Source organism: Ramlibacter sp. PS4R-6, from assembly GCF_037572775.1.
Lineage (GTDB): Bacteria > Pseudomonadota > Gammaproteobacteria > Burkholderiales > Burkholderiaceae_C > Ramlibacter.
In genome coordinates, this window is the sequence record NZ_JBBHKA010000001.1 from 3524872 (window position 1) to 3544615 (window position 19744).

19 protein-coding genes are annotated in these 19744 nt (G+C 69.8%); 5 read left to right on the top strand and 14 right to left on the bottom strand.

The window, feature by feature from the left end; all coding sequences use genetic code 11:
• Nucleotides 1-72: 72 nt before the first annotated feature.
• The 6 genes from fabG to WG903_RS17595 form a co-directional block, all read right to left on the bottom strand.
• Nucleotides 73-819: a 3-oxoacyl-ACP reductase FabG gene (fabG, locus tag WG903_RS17570; RefSeq protein ID WP_340077823.1), complete on the bottom strand. Its 747-nt coding sequence runs from the start codon at nucleotides 817-819 to the stop codon at nucleotides 73-75.
• Nucleotides 816-1757, bottom strand: a complete 942-nt coding sequence (gene fabD / locus WG903_RS17575; RefSeq protein WP_340077825.1) for an ACP S-malonyltransferase — start codon at nucleotides 1755-1757, stop codon at nucleotides 816-818. Before fabD ends, fabG begins: the two co-directional genes overlap by 4 nt.
• Nucleotides 1758-1766: 9 nt before the next feature.
• Nucleotides 1767-2744, bottom strand: coding sequence for a beta-ketoacyl-ACP synthase III (locus WG903_RS17580; RefSeq protein WP_340077827.1), 978 nt, complete (start codon nucleotides 2742-2744; stop codon nucleotides 1767-1769).
• Nucleotides 2741-3796 (bottom strand): phosphate acyltransferase PlsX, encoded by a 1056-nt coding sequence (gene plsX / locus WG903_RS17585; RefSeq protein ID WP_340077829.1) that lies wholly within the window; start codon nucleotides 3794-3796, stop codon nucleotides 2741-2743. Before plsX ends, WG903_RS17580 begins: the two co-directional genes overlap by 4 nt.
• Before the next feature lie 82 nt (nucleotides 3797-3878).
• A complete protein-coding gene (gene rpmF, locus WG903_RS17590) occupies nucleotides 3879-4061 on the bottom strand; it encodes a 50S ribosomal protein L32 (RefSeq protein ID WP_340077831.1) in 183 nt (60 codons plus the stop codon).
• Between the two features lie 130 nt (nucleotides 4062-4191).
• Complete coding sequence (locus tag WG903_RS17595) at nucleotides 4192-4740, bottom strand: YceD family protein (RefSeq protein ID WP_340077833.1); 549 nt, start codon at nucleotides 4738-4740, stop codon at nucleotides 4192-4194.
• Nucleotides 4741-4766: 26 nt separating this feature from the next.
• Here WG903_RS17595 and WG903_RS17600 point away from each other — a divergent pair, with 26 nt between their 5' ends.
• Together WG903_RS17600 and WG903_RS17605 are read left to right on the top strand one after the other, a co-directional pair.
• A complete protein-coding gene (locus tag WG903_RS17600; RefSeq protein WP_340077835.1) occupies nucleotides 4767-5366 on the top strand; it encodes a Maf family nucleotide pyrophosphatase in 600 nt (199 codons plus the stop codon).
• Nucleotides 5363-6127 carry an SAM-dependent methyltransferase gene (locus WG903_RS17605; RefSeq protein ID WP_340077837.1) on the top strand — a complete coding sequence of 255 codons (765 nt, stop codon included), beginning with the start codon at nucleotides 5363-5365 and terminating at the stop codon, nucleotides 6125-6127. The genes WG903_RS17600 and WG903_RS17605 overlap by 4 nt, the downstream gene beginning before the upstream one ends.
• On the opposite strand, the gene WG903_RS17610 is transcribed toward WG903_RS17605, so the two are convergent.
• Genes WG903_RS17610 through WG903_RS17625 form a run of 4 tightly spaced genes read right to left on the bottom strand, consistent with a single transcriptional unit; the run spans nucleotide 6124 to nucleotide 9121 of the window.
• On the bottom strand, nucleotides 6124-7128 hold the full coding sequence (locus tag WG903_RS17610) for a S49 family peptidase (protein WP_340077839.1): 1005 nt from the start codon (nucleotides 7126-7128) through the stop codon (nucleotides 6124-6126). The genes WG903_RS17605 and WG903_RS17610 overlap by 4 nt on opposite strands.
• A 10-nt stretch (nucleotides 7129-7138) precedes the next feature.
• Nucleotides 7139-7510, bottom strand: a complete 372-nt coding sequence (locus tag WG903_RS17615; RefSeq protein WP_340077841.1) for a Rieske (2Fe-2S) protein — start codon at nucleotides 7508-7510, stop codon at nucleotides 7139-7141.
• Nucleotides 7507-8172: an HAD family hydrolase gene (locus WG903_RS17620; protein ID WP_340077843.1), complete on the bottom strand. Its 666-nt coding sequence runs from the start codon at nucleotides 8170-8172 to the stop codon at nucleotides 7507-7509. Before WG903_RS17620 ends, WG903_RS17615 begins: the two co-directional genes overlap by 4 nt.
• Nucleotides 8162-9121, bottom strand: coding sequence for an RluA family pseudouridine synthase (locus WG903_RS17625; RefSeq protein ID WP_340077845.1), 960 nt, complete (start codon nucleotides 9119-9121; stop codon nucleotides 8162-8164). The genes WG903_RS17620 and WG903_RS17625 overlap by 11 nt, the downstream gene beginning before the upstream one ends.
• Before the next feature lie 479 nt (nucleotides 9122-9600).
• On the opposite strand from WG903_RS17625, the gene WG903_RS17630 reads away from it, so the two are divergent.
• Nucleotides 9601-12510: an Rne/Rng family ribonuclease gene (locus WG903_RS17630; RefSeq protein ID WP_340077847.1), complete on the top strand. Its 2910-nt coding sequence runs from the start codon at nucleotides 9601-9603 to the stop codon at nucleotides 12508-12510.
• A 3-nt stretch (nucleotides 12511-12513) separates the two neighbouring features.
• On the opposite strand, the gene WG903_RS17635 is transcribed toward WG903_RS17630, so the two are convergent.
• The 4 genes from WG903_RS17635 to hemC are packed head-to-tail and all read right to left on the bottom strand — an operon-like array spanning nucleotide 12514 to nucleotide 16530.
• Nucleotides 12514-13767, bottom strand: coding sequence for a heme biosynthesis protein HemY (locus tag WG903_RS17635; protein WP_340077849.1), 1254 nt, complete (start codon nucleotides 13765-13767; stop codon nucleotides 12514-12516).
• A 6-nt stretch (nucleotides 13768-13773) separates the two neighbouring features.
• On the bottom strand, nucleotides 13774-14853 hold the full coding sequence (locus tag WG903_RS17640) for a uroporphyrinogen-III C-methyltransferase (RefSeq protein ID WP_340077851.1): 1080 nt from the start codon (nucleotides 14851-14853) through the stop codon (nucleotides 13774-13776).
• On the bottom strand, nucleotides 14850-15614 hold the full coding sequence (locus tag WG903_RS17645; RefSeq protein ID WP_340077853.1) for a uroporphyrinogen-III synthase: 765 nt from the start codon (nucleotides 15612-15614) through the stop codon (nucleotides 14850-14852). The genes WG903_RS17640 and WG903_RS17645 overlap by 4 nt, the downstream gene beginning before the upstream one ends.
• 7 nt (nucleotides 15615-15621) lie before the next feature.
• Nucleotides 15622-16530 (bottom strand): hydroxymethylbilane synthase, encoded by a 909-nt coding sequence (gene hemC, locus WG903_RS17650; protein ID WP_340077855.1) that lies wholly within the window; start codon nucleotides 16528-16530, stop codon nucleotides 15622-15624.
• A gap of 47 nt (nucleotides 16531-16577) precedes the next feature.
• Between hemC and ppc the strand changes: the two genes are divergently transcribed.
• Nucleotides 16578-19379: a phosphoenolpyruvate carboxylase gene (ppc, locus tag WG903_RS17655; protein WP_340077857.1), complete on the top strand. Its 2802-nt coding sequence runs from the start codon at nucleotides 16578-16580 to the stop codon at nucleotides 19377-19379.
• Nucleotides 19380-19535: 156 nt separating this feature from the next.
• Nucleotides 19536-19742 carry a hypothetical protein gene (locus WG903_RS17660; RefSeq protein WP_340077859.1) on the top strand — a complete coding sequence of 69 codons (207 nt, stop codon included), beginning with the start codon at nucleotides 19536-19538 and terminating at the stop codon, nucleotides 19740-19742.
• Nucleotides 19743-19744 lie beyond the last annotated feature (2 nt).

Sequence of the window (19744 nt, forward strand, 5' to 3'; positions counted from 1 at the left end):
GCGGGTTGTGAATGAATCGGCAATTCTAGCTTTTGGCGGGTGGCCGGCCCCGTAGGCCGGCCACCCGGCCGCTCAGGCCATGAACATGCCGCCGTTGACGTGGATTTCCTGGCCGGTGATGTAGCCCGCCTGGGGCGAAGCCACAAAGGCAACGGCCTGGGCAATGTCGGCGGGCTTGCCCAGGTGGCCCAGCGGGATCTGGCCCAGCAATGCCTTCTGCTGCTCTTCCGGCAGGGCGGACGTCATGTCCGTCTCGATGAAGCCGGGGGCGATGCAATTGACCGTGATGCCGCGGCTTCCCAGCTCCCGGGCCAGCGCGCGGGTCATGCCGGCAACGCCTGCCTTGGCGGCGGCGTAATTGGCCTGCCCGGGGTTGCCGGATGCGCCGACGACCGACGTGATGTTCACGATGCGGCCATAGCGCTGCTTCATCATCGTGCGCATCACGGCGCGGCTCATCCGGAAGACAGCCTTGAGGTTGGTGTCCAGCACCGCGTCCCAGTCCTCGTCCTTCAGGCGCATGGCGAGCATGTCGCGCGTGATGCCGGCGTTGTTCACCAGGACCTGCAGGGCCCCGTGCTCCTTGACGACGGAGTCGACCAGGGCTTCGGCGGCCTGGGCATCGTTCACGTCAAGGACCGCGCCCTTGCTGCCCGCGAAGGCGGCGAGCGCCTGCGTGACCCTGGCCGCGCCGTCGGCGGAGGTCGCCGTGCCGATGACCTTCATGCCGCGTTGGGCGAGTTCGTGCGCGATCGCCGCGCCGATGCCGCGCGAGGCGCCGGTGACCAGGGCCACCTGCCCTTCGAATTTGGTGTTCATGCGAGCGCCCCTTTCGCCTCGGCGAGCGTCGCCGGGTCGAACATCGCCATGCCGGTGAGTTCGGCGTCGATGCGCTTGGCCATGCCGGCCAGCACCTTGCCGGGGCCGCACTCGACGATCGTCGTGACGCCGCGCGACTTGATCGCCTGCACGCACTCGACCCAGCGCACCGGGCCGAAGGCCTGCTCGTACAGGGCGGCGCGGATGCGGTCGGGATCGGATTCCGCCTTCACCTCGATGTTGTTCACCACCGGGATGCGCGGGGACGCGAATGTCGTCTCGGCCAGCTTCACCTTCAGCTTTTCGGCGGCGGGCTTCATCAGGCTGGAATGGAACGGGGCGGACACGGGCAGTGGCAACGCGCGCTTCGCGCCCATGGCCTTCAGCAGCTCGCAGGCCTTGTCGACGCCGGCCTTGCTGCCGGCGATGACGGTCTGAGCGGGGTCGTTGAAGTTCACGGCCTCGACCACTTCGCCCGAGGACTGGCGCTGCGCCTCGGCGCAGCCCTCGATCACCTTCTGCGGATCGAGGCCGAGGATGGCGGCCATCGCGCCGGTCCCCACGGGCACGGCTTCCTGCATGGCGCGGGCGCGGAAGCGCACAAGCGGCGCGGCATCGGCCAGCGCCAGCGCCCCGGCGCACACCAGCGCGGAGTACTCGCCCAGCGAGTGGCCCGCCATCACCGCCGGGTCGGCGCCGCCCTCGGCCTTCCAGACTCGGAAGGCCGCGACGCCCGCGACCAGCATCACGGGCTGCGTGTTGGTGGTGAGTGCCAGCGACTCCTTCGGGCCTTCCTTGATCAGGCGGCCGACGTCCTCGCCGAGTGCGTCGGAAGCTTCGCGCAGGGTCGCCGCGACCTCCGGATGGCCGCCCCATGCGTCGAGCATGCCGACCGACTGCGATCCCTGCCCGGGAAAGACAAATGCGAACGGTTTCATGGTGTTCTTCTAGAAATCGAGGAGGACCGCGCCCCAGGTGAAGCCGCCGCCGACGCCTTCGAGCATCAGCGTATCGCCCTTCTTCACCTTGCCGCTGCGCACCGCGGCGTCCAGTGCCAGCGGGATGGAGGCCGCCGACGTGTTGCCGTGCTCGTCCACCGTGACGACCAGCTTGGCCAGGGGCAGTTTCAGCTTCTTGGCCGTGCCTTGCATGATGCGGATGTTGGCCTGGTGCGGGATGAGCCAGTCGATGTCGGCGTCGGTGCGGCCGGCCTTGGCGAGCGTGGCGCGCGCGGCGTCCTCGAGCACGCCCACGGCGAGCTTGAACACCGCCTGCCCGTCCATCTTGAGCAGCGGGTCGCCGAGCACCTGCCCGCCCGAGACGGTGCCGGGCACGCACAGGATGCCCACGTGCTTGCCGTCGGCATGCAGGTCGCTCGCGAGGATGCCCGGCGTGTCGGAAGCTTCGAGCACCACGGCGCCGGCGCCGTCGCCGAACAGCACGCAGGTCGTGCGGTCGTTGAAGTCGAGGATGCGCGAGAACACTTCGGCGCCCACCACGAGCGCCTTGCTGGCGGCCCCGGTTCGGATCATCGAATCGGCCACCGTCAGCGCGTAGACGAAGCCGCTGCACACGGCCTGCACGTCGAAAGCCGCGCAGCCCGCGATGCCCAGCTTGTTCTGCATGATGCAGGCGGCCGAGGGGAAGATCATGTCCGGCGTGGACGTCGCGACGATGATCAGGTCGATCTGTTCGGGCTTCAGGCCCGCCGCCTCCAGCGCGTGGCGCGCGGCATGCGCGCCGAGGTCGCTGGTGTTGACGCCTTCGTCGGCGAAGTGGCGGGCGCGGATACCGGTGCGCTCGATGATCCACTGGTCGGAGGTCTCGATGCCCTTGGCCGCGAGCTGCGCCGCGAGGTCGTCGTTCGTCACGCGGCGCGGCGGCAGGTAGCTGCCGGTGCCGGTGATGCGGGAGTATCGGTTCATGGGACTAGGGCGGCGTCGGCGGATTGGGCGTCGCCGTCGCCGGCGGCGAGCAGCGGACGCGCGTGGGCGATACGGGCCTGGACGCGCTCGAGCAGGTTGTTCCGGGCCGCATCATACGCGCGCACCAGCGCCTGTTCGAAGGCGAAGGCATCGGCGGAGCCGTGGCTCTTGAACACCAGGCCGCGCAGGCCCAGCAGCGCGGCGCCGTTGTAGCGGCGGTAGTCGACGCGGTTCTTGAAGGCCGTGAGCACCGGCAGCGCGACGAGCGCCGCCAACTTGGTCAGGGGGTTGCGCGAGAACTCCTCCTTCAGGAAGCCGCCGATCATCGACGCGAGGCCCTCGCTGGTCTTCAGGGCCACGTTGCCCACGAAGCCATCGCACACCACGATGTCCGTCGTGCCCTTGAAGATGTCGTTGCCTTCCACGTTGCCGTGGAAATTGAGGTCGCCGCTGGCGGCCGCGGAGCGCAGCAGCTCGCCCGCGCGCTTGATCACCTCGCTGCCCTTGATCACTTCCTCGCCGATGTTCAGGAGCCCGACGGAAGGCGCATCGACGTGCTTGAGCGCCGACACCAGGGCCGATCCCATCACGGCGAACTGCAGCAGGTGCTGCTCGGTGCAATCGACGTTGGCGCCGAGGTCCAGCACCGTGGTGGCGCCGCCCTTGGCGTTGGGCAGCGGGTAGGCGATGGCCGGGCGGTCGATGCCTTCGACGGTCTTGAGCAGGTAGCGCGCCAGCGCCATCAGCGCGCCGGTGTTGCCCGCGGAGACCGCGGCCTGCGCGCTGCCATCCTTGACCTGCTGGATGGCGATGCGCATCGACGAATCCTTCTTCTTGCGCAGCGCGACCTCGACCGGGTCGTCCATGGCCACCACTTCGGCCGCGGCGACCACGCGGCCGCGCGGATGGTTCCACGCCGACAGCGCGTCGGGACGGCCGACGAGCAGCAGCTGCGCATCGGGTTCGCGATCGAGGAAGTGCCGGCAAGCCGCGAGCGTGACGCCCGGGCCGTGGTCGCCCCCCATGCAATCGACGGCAAGTGTCGTCGTCATGAAACTGGACTGTACCGCTTGCGGGAAAACCAAAACAAAGGCCCGCGCGCGGCGGGCCTCTTCATCGCCTGGTGGCCGAAGCTCAGGCGTCGTTCTTGGTCTTGACGACCTTGCGGCCACGGTAGAAGCCGCTGGGGCTCACGTGGTGGCGCAGGTGCGTCTCGCCCGTGGTGGGCTCGATGGCGATGCCGGGCACCGTCAGCGCGTTGTGCGAGCGGTGCATGCCGCGCTTGGACGGCGACTTCTTGTTCTGCTGGACGGCCATGGTGGGCTCCTGGTCTGGTGGCCCCGCGCATGGCGCGAGGCGGTGAATACGGTGGAAGGCGCGGGGCCGGGGCCCTTCACGCGCGAAGCCTGCGATTATAGCCGAAGGCGGCGGATCGGCCCCGCGGCGCTCATCCGCCCGTCTTGGGGCCCTTCAGCTGCCCCAGCACGGCGAAGGGGTTCTCGTGGCGGGCCGACGAGCCCTCGAAGCCCTCGTCCTCCACGACCAGGTGAACCGGCGGGCAGGTCTCGTGGCGCGGGGCCAGCGGCATTTCCATCAGGAGTTCGTCCTCGACCAGCCCGGTCAGGTCGAGCGAGGCGGTGAGCGCCAGCACGTCCTCCTCCGACTCGTCGTCCTGCGCCGCGGCGGTCTGCTCGTCGGCCACGAAGCGGAAGGAGCGCTCCACCGCCACGGGCACCTCCACGGGGCCCAGGCAGCGCTGGCAGGTGAGCGACAGCTGCGTACCCGCCTTCAGGTGCAGCCAGACCTCGGGCGCGACGTGGAGCGGGTTGCGCACCTCGCCGGTGGCGCTCCACGTCACCGGCGTCTCCGCCCCGCGGCCGTGCGTTTCCGCGAGGAGCCGCTCGTGGCCGCGCAGGGGTTCCTGTCCCGTGATCGTGGCGCCTTCTTCCGCGAAAGATTTCACGTCGAGGCGCTTCGGGCTGAACGTCTTGGCCATGACGGTCAGTGTAAGAGAATCGCGGCATGCCGGAGACCTCATCCACGTCGCGCCGCATCGTGCTGGGCTCGAGCTCGCCGTACCGCCGCGAGTTGCTGTCGCGCCTGAAAGTGCCGTTCGACGTGGACCTGCCGGCGGTCGACGAGACGCCGCGCCCGGGCGAGACGCCGCGCGACATCGCGTGGCGCCTGGCCATCGAGAAGGCACGCGCGGTGGCGCGCAAGAACCCCGATGCCGCCGTGATCGGCTCCGACCAGGTCGCCGACCTCGACGGCGAACCGCTGGGCAAGCCCGGCACGCACGAGCGCGCGGTCGAGCAACTGCGGCGCATGCGCGGCCGCGTGGTGGTGTTCCAGACGGCGGTGGCCGTGGTGTGCGCGGCAACGGGTTTCGAGCAGGTCGACCTGGCGCCGGTGCGCGTCACGTTCCGCGACCTCACCGATGCGGAGATCGAGGCCTACCTGCAGGCCGAGAAGCCCTACGACTGCGCCGGCAGCGCACGCAGCGAAGGGCTGGGCATCGCGCTGCTCGAGCAGATCGACAACGACGACCCGAGCGCCCTCGTCGGCCTGCCGCTGATCCGCACCTGCCGCATGCTGCGCGCCGCCGGGGTGCGGTTGCTGTGACCGCGCCGCGCGGCCGCCTCTTCCTCGTCCCCGCGCCGCTCGATTTCGGGTGCGCGCAGCAGGCGCCGCTGCCCGACGTGCTCCCCGCGGGCACGATTGCGCGGGCCGCATCCCTCACGCACTGGATCTGCGAGAACGCGAAAACGGCGCGCGCCTACCTCAAGCGCGTCGGTGAGCTGCAGGCGCTCGCTGCGCCGCTGCGCGAACAGCAGATCACGGAGCTCCCGCGCGAGGTCCACAAGAAGGGCGATCACGACCCGGGCTTCGATGCGAAGCCGCTGCTCGCGGCCGCCCTGCAGGGCAACGACATCGGCTTGCTCAGCGAAGCCGGCATGCCGGCCGTTGCGGACCCGGGATCGTCGGTGGTGCGCGCGGCGCACGAACTCGGCGTCGCAGTGGTCCCGCTGGTGGGACCGGCGTCGGTGCTGCTCGCGCTCGCGGCGAGCGGATTGAACGGCCAGAACTTCGCGTTCGTCGGCTACGTGCCACAGGACAGCGGCGAGCGCGCGAAGCGCTTGCGCGAGCTCGAAGCGCTTGCGGTCAAGAGCGGCCAGACGCAGCTGTTCATCGAGACGCCTTACCGCAACCCGGCGCTGTGGCAAAGCCTGTGCGAATCGCTGAACCCGCGCACGCGGGTCGCTGTCGCCAGCGGCTTGACGCTTGCCGAGCCGGTGATCGCAAGCGCGCCCGTCGCGGATTGGCGCCAACGCGCGGTGCCGGTCACCGCGGACATCCCCGCGGTCTTCGCCATCGGGCGTTAGTGCACCGCCGGTAGCGCGCGCAAGGCGCGCACGGCGCCCTCGCCCATCGCCGCACCGAACTTCTTCGCGAGGCGTTCGGCCACGTTGTCGCGGCGCGTGTAGTCGACCAGCTCCTCGGCCTTGACCACTTCGCGCGCGACGAAGTCGAGGTTGCCCAGCTGGTCGGCCAGGCCCAGGTCCACGGCCTGCTGGCCGGTCCAGAACAGGCCGCTGAAGAGCTCCGGCGTTTCCTTCAGGCGCTTGCCCCGGCCGGCCTTCACCGCGTCGATGAACTGCTTGTGCACCTGGTTGAGCATCTGCTGCGCGAATTCGCGCTGCTTGTCGGTCTGCGGGCTGAACGGGTCGAGGAAGCCCTTGTTCTCGCCGGCGGTGAGCAGGCGGCGCTCCACGCCGAGCTTTTCCATGAGGCCGGTGAAACCGAAGCCGTCCATCAGCACGCCGATGCTGCCGACGATGCTGGCCTTGTCGACGAAGATGCGGTCGGTCGCCGCGGCGATGTAATACGCGGCGGACGCGCACGATTCCTCCACCACGGCGTAGACCGGCTTCTTGTACTTGGCCTTCAGGCGCTTGATCTCGTCGTTGATGATCCCCGCCTGCACCGGGCTGCCGCCGGGCGAGTTGATCAGCAGCACGATGCCTTGCGCGCCGGAATCCTCCATTGCACTGCGCATCGCGGCGACCACCGACTCGGCGCTCGCATCGGCGCCGGACGCGATCTCGCCCTTGATCTCGACCACCGCGGTGTGCGCGGCAGTCTTGTCGGCGCTGGGCGTGCTGCGGTGGGTCAGCGTCCACAGCAGGATCGCGAAGAACGCCAGCCAGGCCAGGCTGCGGATCGTCTTCCAGCGGCGAGCGGCGCGCTGTTCGGCGAGCGTGGCGAACATCAGGCGCTCGAAGGTCGCGCGCTCCCAGCCGGCCGGCGCCGAGGCAGCGGTGACGGGCGCCGCTGTCGGCGGCGGCGCTTCGGGCGGCGGGTTGCCGGTCGTGTAGTCGTCCATGTCCTAGCTCTCAGAACTCCACGGGTTGGAGGTTGTGGTCAGTATGCCAGTGCACCACGCCGTCGCGCTCCGACAGCGCGATCTTCACCAGGCCGCCGCGGCACGGTCCGCCCGCGCACTTGCCCGAGTCCGGCTCGTAAACCGCGCCGTGCGTGCCGCACAGCAGCCAGCGCCCGCTGTCGTCGAAGAACTGGTTGGGTTGCCAATCCAGTTCCATGGCGACGTGCGAGCACCGGTTGAGGTACGCATGGACCGTGCCTTCGTAACGCACCGCGAAGGCGCGGCAGGTCTGGCCGCCGTAAACGACGTCGAAGGGGACGGCGATGCCGCCGTCCACGAGCTCGGTGGAATTGCACAAGGGGATTTCGCGCGCGTCGCTCATGCGTTCTCCGCGAGCCAGCGATGCAGGTCACCCACCGAATGCGCCACGAACACGGGCTGGAGGGCATCGAACTCCGACGGCTCGTGCGCGCCGTAGCTCACCCCCACCGCCGCGCAGCCCGCGTTGACCGCCATCTGCAGGTCGTGCGTGGTGTCGCCGATCATCAGGGTCCGGTCAGGTTCGGTGCCGAACTCCCGCATCAGCTCGTGGAGCATGCGCGGGTGCGGCTTGCCAGCGGTCTCGTCCGCGGTGCGCGATCCGTCGAACACGCCGTGCAACTGCGACGACCGCAGCGCCTCGTCCAGGCCGCGCCGCGACTTTCCCGTCGCCACCGCCAGCCAGTGGTGCCGCCGCTTCAGCTCGCCCAGCATGGGCAACACGCCGTCGAACAGCACCAGGTCGTCCTGGTGCGCGTAATAGTGGTGCCGGTAACGCGCCCCGAGCTCGGGGTATTTGTCCTGCGGCACGTCGGGAGCAGCGTGCGCCAGCGCTTCCATCAGGCCCATGCCGATCACGTAAGCCGCCTCGCGGTCGCCGGGCACAGTGCCGCCGACGTCGGCCACGGCGCGCTGGATGCAGCGCACGATGATCTTCGTGGAATCGAACAGCGTGCCGTCCCAATCGAAGGCGATCAGGTCGAAGCGGCGCGGCCTAGGGGACATTCGCAAGGAACTTCTCGAGCTCGGGGGGCGGCGGCGCCGTCAGCTCGACGCGCTCGCCGCTCGCGGGATGCGTGAACTGTAACCGCCACGCGTGCAGGAACATGCGCTTGAGGCCTTCTTTCGCGAGCTGCTTGTTGAGGTCGAAGTCCCCGTACTTGTCGTCGCCGGCGATCGGGTGGCCCGCCGCCGCGAGGTGCACCCGAATCTGGTGCGTGCGGCCGGTCTTGATCGTCACCTCCAGCAGTGTGAACGCCTCGAACTTGCGCGCCACCTTCACCAGCGTGATCGCCCGCATGCCGTCGGGGTCGTCCTTGGCCACCACCTTCACGCGCCGCTCGCCGTCGGCCTGCAGGTACTTGTGCAGCGGCAGGTCGATCACCTTCTTGTTCGCCGGGTACTTGCCCACGACGAGCGCCAGGTAGGTCTTGCCCGTCTCGCGCTCGCGGAACTGGTCCTGCAGCTTCGTGAGGGCCGAGCGCTTCTTCGCGACCAGCAGCAGGCCCGAAGTCTCGCGGTCGAGCCGGTGCACCAGTTCCAGCAGCTTCGCCGTGGGCCGCGCCTGGCGCAATTGCTCGATCACGCCGAAGCTCACGCCGCTGCCGCCGTGCACGGCCACGCCGGCTGGCTTGTCGATCGCGATGAGGTGCTCGTCCTCGAACAGCACCGGGAAGTGGCGCGCAGGGGCGGGCCTGGCTTTCGGCTCGGATACGCGCACGGGCGGCAGGCGAACGACGTCGCCCTCTGCCACCCGGGTGTCGGCGCCCGCCCGCCCCTTGTTCACCCGCACCTCGCCGCTGCGGATGATCCGGTAGACATGCGTCTTGGGCACGCCCTTGAGCTGGCGGATGAGGTAGTTGTCCAGGCGCTGGCCGGCGGACTCCTCCCCCACTTCCAGCCATTTCACCTGCGCGTTGGCAGCCTCGGCCGGTGCGCCTATAATGCGTTTCACTGGCTTTGCGCCGTAAGTGGTTGATTTGGTTTGGAGTTTAGTCCACGCCTGCAGCCCGGGAGCAGCCGGAGGTCGATGCCGCCGTGGCAATCACGTCAATCGTGGGGTCGCGGCCATGGCCGACATTTCGAGACACCGATACGGAATACCAACCCGCGAGAAGTGAAAGCTCGCGGGCGGATCGAAGCGAGAACAACGTGCTCCTGGCTTTCATCATGGCCTGCTGGCAGTGGCTCACGAGCCCGCCGAAGGCCGCCGCATGGAACCCGGGCTACCCCCTGACACGCCCCGCCGTCGCAGCGCTTCCCGCCGCGCGGCCGCGTTTCGTCCCTCTCGCCCCCATCCACGTGCCCTGGCGCCTGCGTTCGAGCCCACCGCTCGCGTAAGCGCCCCCGCGGCAGTTCCCGTCGTTTCGAAGCGTCCGTCCGGCATCGTTGCCCCGCCATGGGGCTGTTGATGTATTGAGAAGAAGGTGACGCATGAAACGCATGCTCATTAACGCCACGCAGGCCGAAGAGCGCCGGCTGGCCATCGTCGACGGGCAGAAGCTCCTCGACTACGAGATCGAGATCGAAGGGCGCGAACAGCGCAAGGGCAACATCTACAAGGCCGTCGTCACGCGCGTCGAGCCGTCGCTGGAAGCCTGTTTCGTCGACTACGGCGAGGACCGCCACGGCTTCCTGCCATTCAAGGAAATCTCCAAGACCTACTTCCAGGGCAACACGCCGCCCTCGCAGGCCCGGATCAACGACGTGATCAAGGAAGGCCAGGAGATCGTCGTCCAGGTCGAGAAGGAAGAGCGCGGCAACAAGGGCGCGGCCCTCACCACGTTCATCTCGCTGGCCGGCCGCTACGTCGTGCTCATGCCGAACAACCCGCGCGGCGGCGGCGTGAGCCGCCGCATCGAGGGCGACGACCGGGCCGAGCTCAAGGAGAACATGGACCAGTTGGAGTACCCCAACGGCATGTCCATCATCGCGCGCACGGCCGGCATCGGCCGCAGCGCCGCCGAACTCCAGTGGGACCTGAACTACCTGCTCAAGCTGTGGACCGCCATCGACGGCGCGGCCAAGGGCGGCAAGGGCGCGTTCCTGATCTACCAGGAGTCGTCGCTGGTGATCCGCTGCATCCGGGATTACTTCAACCACGACATCGGCGACATCCTGATCGACACGGACGACATCTTCGACCAGGCGCACCAGTTCATGTCGCACGTCATGCCCGAGCATGCGGCGAAGGTGAAGCGCTACCGCGACGATGCCCCGCTGTTCTCGCGCTTCCAGATCGAGCACCAGATCGAATCGGCGTACGCCCGCGAGGTGAAGCTGCCCTCCGGCGGCGTCGTGGTGATCGACCACACCGAAGCGCTGGTGTCCATCGACGTCAACTCCGCCCGCGCCATCAAGGGCGGCGACATCGAGGAGACGGCCACGCGCACCAACCTCGAAGCCGCCGACGAAGTGGCCCGCCAGATGCGCCTGCGCGACCTGGGCGGCCTGATCGTCATCGACTTCATCGACATGGAAGAGTCGCGCAACCGCCGCGAGGTGGAGAACCGCCTGCGCGACGCCCTGCGCCAGGACCGTGCGCGCGTGCAGTTCGGCACGATCAGCAAGTTCGGGCTGATGGAGATGAGCCGCCAGCGCCTGCGCCCGGCGCTCTCCGAAGGCGCGTCCATCCCCTGCCCGCGCTGCGGCGGCCACGGCCACATCCGCGACACGGAAAGCTCCGCGCTGCAGATCCTGCGCGTGATCCAGGAAGAGTCGATGAAGGACGGCACCGCCGCCGTGCACGTTCAGGTGCCGGTGGAAGTCGCTTCGTTCCTGCTGAACGAGAAGCGCACCGAGATCGCCAAGATCGAGCTCAAGCAGCGCATCGGCGTGATCATGGTGCCCAACAAGACGCTGGAGACGCCGCACTACAAGCTCGAGCGCCTGAAGCACGACGACGCACGCCTGGACAACCTGCAGGCCAGCTACCACATGGCCGAGGACTTCGAGGAAACGACCGAGGTCACGCGCCGCACGCACGAGCGCACCAACAAGCAGGAGCCCATCATCAAGGGCGTGCTGCCCGATGCGCCGGCTCCCATGCCCGAGCCGAAGCCCGAGCCGCCGGTGCGCCAGCCGCAAGCCGCGAAGCCGCAGGCTCCCGTGGCCGCACGCGCACCCGCGCCGGCGCGCGCACCCGCAGCGCCGGCCGAAACCGGCTTCACGGCGTGGATCAAGGGCCTGTTCGGCATCGGCCCGGCGCCGGCACCCGCGCCCGTCCAGCCAGTGCAGCAAGCCAAGAAGGAAGAACGGCGCGACGGCCAGCGTGGCGAGCAGCGCGGCGATGGCCGCGGTGACCGCAACCGCCGGGGCGACCGCAACCGTCGCGGCGAGCGCGGCGACCGGGGCGACCGCGGCGACCAGCGCCAGGGCGAGCAGCGGCGCGACCGCGTGGCGGCCGAAGGTGCCGAAGGCCAGCAGCAACAGCGGGGCCGCGACGACCAGCAGCGGCGCGAACGGGGCGGCGAGCAGCCGCGCCGCGAGCGAGGCGAGCGAGGCGAGCGTGGCGAACGCGGTGAGCAGCGCGACAACCGCGAGCGCCAGCCGCAGCAGCGCGAGCCGCAACAGGCGGTGGGCGAGGTGCAAGGCGAACAGCGCGCGGAACGCGGCGATCGTGGCGATCGTGGCGAGCGCGGCGAAGGCCGGCGCGACCGCAACCGCGACCGCAGCCGGGGCGAGCGCGCCCCGCGCGACCAGCAGCCGCAGGACGCCGCCGCGAACGACGAGCAGCAGCAGCCGCTCGAGGGCATGGGCGCGGAAGCGCCGGTGCAGCAGCGCGAAGGCGGCGAAGGTGAAGAGCGCCGTGAGCGCCGGTCACGCGACCGCTATGGCCGCGACCGTCGCGAGCGCGGCCCGCGCGAGGAAGTCGCCGCCTCCAACGAGGGCGCGACGCCGCCGCAGGAAGAGCGCCGCCCGCGCTACCCGACGGGCTTCGTGTCCGACGAGGAAGCCACCTCGACGAACGAAGCGCCGGTGCAGCACGCAGCGCCCGAACAGGCGCGCGAACAGGCGCCCGTTCGGGCACCCGTCGCGGCCCCTGCGCCCGTCCATGCTCCCGCTACCAGCCGCGGGATGCCGAAAGCCAGGCCCTACAACCTGCCGGTCGACCAGCTCGCGCAGGTGGCCGAAGGCTCCGGCCTGCAATGGGTGAATTCGGATTCGGAAAAGGTCGCTGCCGTGCAGGCCGCGATGGCCGCCGAGCCCAAGCCCGTGCACGTGCCGCGCGAGCGCCCGCCGCTCATCGAGCTCGACGAGGGCCCGCTGGTGATGGTGGAGACGAAGCGCGACCTGCGCGGCCTGCAGCTGCCGTTCGAGCAGCAGGGCCTGCCGCTGCAGTAAGCGTCACTCGGTCGCGGCGCGCTTCCATGCGCGCGCGGCCGCTTCCGCATCCCCGCGCTGCTCGGCAAGCTCCGCCACCGCGCGCCATGCGTTGCGGTGCAGGCGCGGGTCCTGGATACCCAGGGCCGCCTGCCCGAGCAATTGCTGCGCCTTGCCCCACAGCTGGCGCTTCATGCACGCCATCCCGGCGAGGTATTGCAGCGTCGCGTCGCGCGGATTGGCGCGCTGCGCCGTTTCGATACGTGCAAGCCACGTCGCATCGAGCGTGTCGAGCCCCGTTTCGAGCGCTCGCACGAGCTTGACCTTGGCGGTGTCGCCGAGCTGGTGCTGCTGGTCCCACACGGGCAACAGCCATTCCCGCGCCACCTGGGCGTCGCCGCCGAGCATCACCAGCCGCTGCGCCGCATGGATGGCGAGCTCGGGCATCTCGCGCTCCGCCGCCTCCAGCGACAGCCACGTGCGCTGCAGCTGCTGCGCATCGTGTGCGCCATTGAGCATGTCCATCGCAAGGCCGCGCACGATGCTCTCGGCGGCCGTACTGGAGAACGCGCGGTGCTTGGCGAGCAGGCGCGCCGTCTCCAGCGCGTCCGCGGTCTGCCGCGCCAGCCGGGCGGCCTTCAGCTTCATGCGCATCGCCAGCGTGCGCCGCGCCGCGCCCTGCGGCAGCTCGCGCAGCCAGGCAATGGCGGCATCGGGGTCGCGGTCGTCGAGCGACCAGCGCGCCGCGCGCATCAGCGCGCCTTCGCGCGTCTCCTGCGCGTCGCGCGCCGCGCCTTCGTCGAGTGCGAGCTTCAGGTGTTCCTCGCGCGCCGGCTTGTCCTGGAGGGACTGCGCGCTCTCGGCAGCCAGCAGGTGGGCCAACGTTCGCACTTGGGCGCCGTTGGCCGGCGCGTGCCCGCCGGACGTCAGCGACTTCTCCTGGCCCAGCGCGGCCTCGGCGGCCTTGCGCGCGCGGATGAAGCGGCCGGCGATCAGGTGCGAGAACGAGTCCAGCACCGACGCGTGCATCGCCCTTTCCTTCTGCTGCGTACGCCAGCGCAGCGCCTGCCGGGGCATGTCGAACAGCGCGGACAGCGCGCCCAGCGCCACGTGCAGCAGCACGAACGCACCCACGAGCAGCAGCAGCACGAGGTTGAGCGACAGGTCCAGGCGCCACGGCGGCCAGAACAGCGTGACCGTGCCCTGGTTGTTGCCGGCGAACAGCGCCACCGCCACGGCAATGCCGAACAGGGCCAGGAGCCACAGGGCCGCGCGCATCGCGGCCTACCTGCCCGCCGCGGCGGTCGCCAGCACCGCGAGCGTCTCGTCGATGCGCGGCACTTCCACGGCGCGCAGCTGCGACTGCACCTGCTGCAGCTGCTGCACGGTGCCCTGCGTCTTGCGCGAATTCGCATCGAAGTACTTGCGCAGCGCAGCCCCCGCCGAGGTGACGTCGGCACGGGCCGCTTCCATCTGCCGCGACAGCACTTCCAGGCGCGCGTTGAGCAGCTTGAGCTTGACGTTCTCGCGCACGAAGAAACCCTGGTCGGGCGAGAGCAGCACGGCTTCGGGCTCGTCGATGCGGCTCACGCGCACCAGGCCGCGCGCCTCCTCGCGGATGTCGGCCAGCGCCTGCTCCCACCACGGCAGCTTCGTCGGCGCTTCCTTCCTCCGCGCCGAAGCCGCCGGCGCCGCTGCGGTGGCGTTTGCCAGCGGCAGCTCGTCGACCTGGCGCGTGATCTCGTCCAGGCGCGCGAGCAGCGAAGGCACGTCGGCCACCGTCGCGCCCTTGATGCGGTCGATGTCGCGCAGCACGGCCGAGCGCACGCGCGCCAGGCGCGGCTGGCCGCTGCGTTCGAGGCGCTGGTCGGCGCCGCGCATCGCGGCCAGCAGCGGCTCGACGCTGCCCGTCAGCTGCGCCTGCTGCTGCGCCAGGCGCAGGCCCGACTCGATGTCGACCAGCATGTTCTCGTCGCGCGAGCGCGAGAGGCTTTGCACCAGTTCCTCGACCTGGCTGCGCTGCAGCGCGACTTCGGCCAGGCGCGTGTCGAGCACCGCCTGGCGCGCGGCGGTCTCGCGCGCGAGCTCCTGGGCCTGCTTGGCGAGCGTGCGCGCCTCCACCGACGTGTTGCCCGATTCCTGCGACTGGCGCGCGAGCTGCTCCTGGATGTTGGAGAGCCTTTGCCACAGCAGGCCGCTGGCGAGGAGCGCCAGGCCCGCGACGATGATCAGTGCGTAGAGAAGGCCGCGCGTGACGACGACGGCGCCGGGCGCGCTCGCCGGGTCGGACGCGGGCGGCGGCGCGGGCTCCAGGGCCGGGACCTGGCTCGAAGCGAGGGACGGGTCGTTCGGCTCGGAGCTCATCCGAGCGATTCTAGGTCGGCCACCACCGCCTCGAGGGGCGGGCGTGACACGCGCACAACAGCGAAGCCCGCCGCGCGCGCTGCATCGGCGATGCGCGGATGCGTCGCGACGGCGCGGGCGCGCGACCAGTCGACGCCCGGCAGTTGTGCCTGGAGATTGGCGATGGCCTGCGAACTGCTGAAGAGCCAGGCGCTGCCATCGCTCGCGGCCCGCGCGGCCCATTCGCGGTCCGCGTCCGACAGTTTCGGGCAGGCGCGCACGTACGCGACGACGGCTTCGGGCCGCGCGCCCTTCTCCAGCAGCCGCTGCTCCAGCCACTCGCGGCCCGCCGGCTGTTGCGAACCGGCGTCGGCGCCGCGCACCAGCAGCACGCGGGCACCCGCTTCGGCTTGGGCTTGGACGACGTCCCACAGCGCCTCGGAATCGAAGCGCGGCGCATCGGCGGGCGGGGCGTCGATGCGGTCACGCGCGACGCCCGCCGCGAGCAATGCGCCCAACGTGCCCGCGCCGGTGGCCCACGCCCGCGTGCCGAACGCCGTTGCCGCGGGCGCAGCCGCGAAGAAGCCGCGCACGGCATTGGCGCTGACGAACATCGCGGCGCGATAGTGCGTGATGCGCAACCACGCGTCCTGCAAGGCACGCGCGTCGCCTGCCGGGAGGATCTGGATCAGGGGCAAGGCCACCGGGGCGAACCCCGCCGAGCGCAGGCCCTCGACCCACTCGGCCGCTTCAGCGGCCGGCCGGGTGACGATCACGCGCATGGCCGCCTCAGTGCGCACCGGCGGCGCGCAGGCGGCCCGCGACTTCCGCGCCGAGGGCCCGGGCTTGCGCAAGGTCGGCCACCGCGGCGGCCGATTGCGCACGCAAGAGCGGACCCGTGCCTTCCGCGTCGCCCCACGCCGCGCGCAGCTGCAAATACTCGCCCGAATACGCCGCGTAGGCGGCCAACGGCATCGAGCAACTGCCTCCCAATGCCCGGCTCACTTCGCGCTCCGCGGCAACGGCCATCCACGTGGCGTGATGCGAAAGCGGCTCCAGCGCGGCGGCCAGGTCGCTGCGCTCGGCACGGATCTCGATGCCCAGCGCGCCCTGGCCGGCGGAGGGCAGCATTTCTTCCGGCTCGAACGTCGCGCGGATGCGGTCCGCGAGGCCCAGGCGCTTGAGGCCGGCGGCCGCCAGCACGATCGCGTCGTACTGGCCTTCGTCGAGCTTGCGCAGGCGCGTGTCGAGGTTGCCGCGCAGCGGCTCGATGCGCAGGTCGGGGCGCAGCGATCGCAGCAGCACGACGCGGCGCAGGCTGGACGTGCCGACCAGCGCGCCTTGCGGCAGCTCGGCCAGCGACGCGGCCTTGTTGGACACGAAGGCATCGCGCGGATCCTCGCGCTCCATCACGCAGGCGAGCTCGAAACCCGCCGGCAGTTCCATGGGCACGTCCTTGAGCGAGTGCACGGCAATGTCGGCGCGGCCCTCCTCGAGCGCCACCTCGAGTTCCTTCACGAAGAGGCCCTTGCCGCCCACCTTGGACAGCGTGCGGTCGAGGATCTGGTCGCCGCGCGTGGTCATGCCGAGCAGCGACACGGGGTGCCCACGTTCCTCGAGCAGCGCCTTCACGTGCTCCGCCTGCCACAGGGCCAGGCGGCTTTCGCGCGTCGCGATCACGAGTCGGTTCGTCGTCATCACTCTGTAATGCTTAAACAGTCGTCGATGCTAGCATCGCCCGCACCATGCCGCCGGACACGCCCCCCACGACGCCCTCGCGCCGCGCGCGCGAGAACGAGAAGCCCCTGATCGAAGACATCCGCCTTCTGGGCCGCATCCTGGGCGACGTGATCCGCGAGCAGGAAGGCGTGGAAGCGTACGAGCTGATCGAGCGGGTGCGCAAGTTCTCGGTGGCATTCCGGCGCGATGCGGACCACGAGGCGGACCGGGCGCTGAAGGCGCTGCTCAAGTCGCTGTCGAGCGAGCAGACGGTCAGCGTGATCCGTGCGTTCACCTACTTCTCGCACCTGGCCAACCTGGCGGAAGACCGGCACCACATCCGCCGCCGCTCGATCCACGAGCGCGCCGGCGACCAGCAGGAGGGCAGCATCGAGGTGGCGCTGGCGCGCCTGCGCTGGGCGGGCATCGGTGCGAAGTCCGTCTCCCAACTCCTCGCGCACAGCTACCTCTCGCCCGTCCTGACCGCGCACCCGACGGAAGTGCAGCGCAAGAGCATCCTGGATGCCGAACGCGACATCGCGAATCTCCTGACCGCACGCGACGAGATCAAGGCGCGTGCCTTGCCCAAGGACGCGCTGGCGCCGCGCGAGCTTGCGGCGAACGAGGCGCACATGCGGGCGCGGGTGTTGCAGCTGTGGCAAACGCGCTTGCTGCGGTTTACGAAGCTCACGGTGGCGGACGAGATCGAGAACGCGCTGTCGTATTACGAGGCGACCTTCCTGCGCGAGATTCCGAAGCTCTACGCGCATCTCGAACGCGAACTCGGCTCGCAACCCGTGGCTTCCTTCCTGCGCATGGGCCAATGGATCGGCGGGGACCGCGACGGCAACCCGAACGTGACGGCGCAGACGCTGGAGTACGCGCTGCGCCGCCAATCGGAAGTGGCGCTGCGCCACTTCCTCACCGAAGTGCACTTCCTCGGCCAGGAGCTCTCGCAATCGGCGCTCCTCGTTGCCATCACGCCCCAGATGCGCGCGCTGGCCGACAGCTCGCCGGACATGACCGAGCACCGGCTCGACGAGCCGTATCGCCGCGCGCTGACCGGGATGTATGCGCGGCTGGCGGCGACATTGAAGGAGTTCACCGGCGGCGACGCGGCGCGGCATGCGATCCCGCCGCAGAACCCCTATGCCAGCTCGCAGGAGTTCCTGGCCGACCTGCGCACGATCGAAGCTTCCCTCCTCGCCCACCATGGCGGCGCGATCGTGCAGCAAAGGCTGCATCCCTTGATCCGCGCGGTGGAAGTGTTCGGCTTCCACTTGGCCACGGTGGATTTGCGCCAAAGCTCCGACCAGCATGAGTTGGTGGTTGCGGAATTGCTGTCGGTGGCCCGCATCGAGGCGGACTACGCCAAGCTCGACGAACCCGCCCGGCGCGAGCTGCTGGTGCGCCTGCTGTGCGACGCGCGCCCCTTGCGCGTGATGGGCGCGCAGTACAGCGAGCTTGCCAAGAAGGAGCTGGCCATCTTCGAGATGGCCCTGGCCATGCGCTCGCGCCTGGGCGCGCAGGCGATCCGCCACTACATCATCAGCCACACCGAGGACGTCTCCGACCTGCTCGAAGTCCTGCTGCTGCAGAAGGAAGCGGGCCTCATGCGCGGCACCCTCGATGACGACGCGCAGGCGCAGCTGATCGTCGTGCCCCTGTTCGAAACCATCGAGGACCTGCGAAACGCCGCGCGCATCATGCGCGAGTTCTACCGGCTGCCGGGCGTGGCTCGCCTGGTGCAGCGCTCGGGCGCCGAGCAGGACATCATGCTGGGCTACAGCGACTCCAACAAGGACGGGGGCATCTTCACCAGCAACTGGGAGCTGTACCGCGCGGGCACCGCCTTGGTCAACCTGTTCGAGCAACTGGCCAACAGCCACAACATCCAGCTGCGCATGTTCCACGGGCGCGGTGGCACCGTGGGCCGAGGCGGCGGCCCCAGCTACCAGGCGATCCTGGCGCAGCCGCCGGGCACCGTGCGCGGTCAGATCCGCCTGACCGAACAGGGCGAGGTGATCGGCTCCAAATACGCCAACCCGGAGATCGGGCGGCGCAACCTGGAGACGCTGGTCGCCGCCACGCTCGAAGCGAGTCTCTTGCAACCGAGCAAGCCGGCACCGAAGGAATTCATCGCCGCGGCCGAAGCCCTGTCGCAAGCGAGCATGAAAGCCTACCGGGCCCTCGTCTACGAAACCCCCGGCTTCACCGACTACTTCTTCGGCTCGACTCCCATCCGCGAGATCGCCGAGCTGAACATCGGCTCGCGCCCGGCCTCGCGCAAGTCCAGCCACAGGATCGAGGACCTGCGCGCCATCCCCTGGAGCTTCAGCTGGGGCCAGTGCCGCCTGACGCTGCCGGGCTGGTACGGGTTCGGTTCGGCCGTGGAGTCTTTCCTCGCCGAGGACAAGCGCAACCAACTGGCCTTGCTGCAGCGCATGTACCGCAACTGGCCGTTCCTCAAGGCGCTGCTGTCCAACATCGACATGGTGCTGGCCAAGAGCGACCTGGCCTTGGCCTCGCGCTACGCGGAGCTCGTGGGCGATGCGAAGCTGAGAAAGCGCATCTTCGCCACCATCGAGGCGGAGTGGCACCGCACGGTGGAAGCACTCAACGCCATCACCGGCGAGAGGCAGCGCCTGGCGGGCAACGCCGCGCTGGCGCGCTCCATCCGCCACCGCTTCCCCTACATCGACCCGCTGCACCACCTGCAGGTGGAATTGGTGCGCCGCCACAGGGAAGGGGAGCTGGACGAGCGGGCGCGACGCGGCATCCACATCTCGATCAATGGAATTGCAGCAGGGTTGAGGAACACGGGGTGAAAGACGCTGGATCCCGGCCTGCGCCGGGATGACAAACCACGCGGAGCTCGGTTTGTCAGTTGTCGGTCAGATGACGGTTCGTGTCAGCGGCAAGACAGGCTTTGCGCCGAATCTTCGCAGCAGGGATGCTGTCACCACGCTTCGAGGAGAACCGCCATGCTGCAGACCGCTTCCGCCCCGTTCCAGCTGTGCTTCCGCTCCCTGTTCAATGCGGGCAGGGGCTACGCGTTCCCGTGCGACCGGCAAGGCCGCGTCGACATGGACGCGCTGACCGACCGCGCCCGCGCCAACTACCTGTACGCGCGCGCCATGGTGGGCCGCGAGCTCTCGGTGCCCAGCGTGCAGTCGGACACGCTGCACTAGCC

Excerpts from the sequence above, each read along its gene's own strand:
- fabG (WP_340077823.1), bottom strand. The coding sequence starts at position 819 with ATGAACACCAAATTCGAAGGGCAGGTGGCCCTGGTCACCGGCGCCTCG.
- WG903_RS17645 (WP_340077853.1), bottom strand. The coding sequence starts at position 15,614 with ATGCGCGTGATCGTCACCCGGCCGGCCGCTGAAGCGGCCGAGTGGGTC.
- hemC (WP_340077855.1), bottom strand. The coding sequence starts at position 16,530 with ATGACGACGAACCGACTCGTGATCGCGACGCGCGAAAGCCGCCTGGCC.
- WG903_RS17610 (WP_340077839.1), bottom strand. The coding sequence starts at position 7,128 with ATGGACGACTACACGACCGGCAACCCGCCGCCCGAAGCGCCGCCGCCG.
- WG903_RS17620 (WP_340077843.1), bottom strand. The coding sequence starts at position 8,172 with ATGTCCCCTAGGCCGCGCCGCTTCGACCTGATCGCCTTCGATTGGGAC.
- plsX (WP_340077829.1), bottom strand. The coding sequence starts at position 3,796 with ATGACGACGACACTTGCCGTCGATTGCATGGGGGGCGACCACGGCCCG.
- WG903_RS17595 (WP_340077833.1), bottom strand. The coding sequence starts at position 4,740 with ATGGCCAAGACGTTCAGCCCGAAGCGCCTCGACGTGAAATCTTTCGCG.
- WG903_RS17615 (WP_340077841.1), bottom strand. The coding sequence starts at position 7,510 with ATGAGCGACGCGCGCGAAATCCCCTTGTGCAATTCCACCGAGCTCGTG.
- ppc (WP_340077857.1), top strand. The coding sequence starts at position 16,578 with ATGCCGCCGGACACGCCCCCCACGACGCCCTCGCGCCGCGCGCGCGAG.
- WG903_RS17580 (WP_340077827.1), bottom strand. The coding sequence starts at position 2,744 with ATGAACCGATACTCCCGCATCACCGGCACCGGCAGCTACCTGCCGCCG.
- WG903_RS17660 (WP_340077859.1), top strand. The coding sequence starts at position 19,536 with ATGCTGCAGACCGCTTCCGCCCCGTTCCAGCTGTGCTTCCGCTCCCTG.
- WG903_RS17635 (WP_340077849.1), bottom strand. The coding sequence starts at position 13,767 with ATGCGCGCGGCCCTGTGGCTCCTGGCCCTGTTCGGCATTGCCGTGGCG.
- WG903_RS17630 (WP_340077847.1), top strand. The coding sequence starts at position 9,601 with ATGAAACGCATGCTCATTAACGCCACGCAGGCCGAAGAGCGCCGGCTG.
- fabD (WP_340077825.1), bottom strand. The coding sequence starts at position 1,757 with ATGAAACCGTTCGCATTTGTCTTTCCCGGGCAGGGATCGCAGTCGGTC.
- WG903_RS17600 (WP_340077835.1), top strand. The coding sequence starts at position 4,767 with ATGCCGGAGACCTCATCCACGTCGCGCCGCATCGTGCTGGGCTCGAGC.
- rpmF (WP_340077831.1), bottom strand. The coding sequence starts at position 4,061 with ATGGCCGTCCAGCAGAACAAGAAGTCGCCGTCCAAGCGCGGCATGCAC.
- WG903_RS17640 (WP_340077851.1), bottom strand. The coding sequence starts at position 14,853 with ATGAGCTCCGAGCCGAACGACCCGTCCCTCGCTTCGAGCCAGGTCCCG.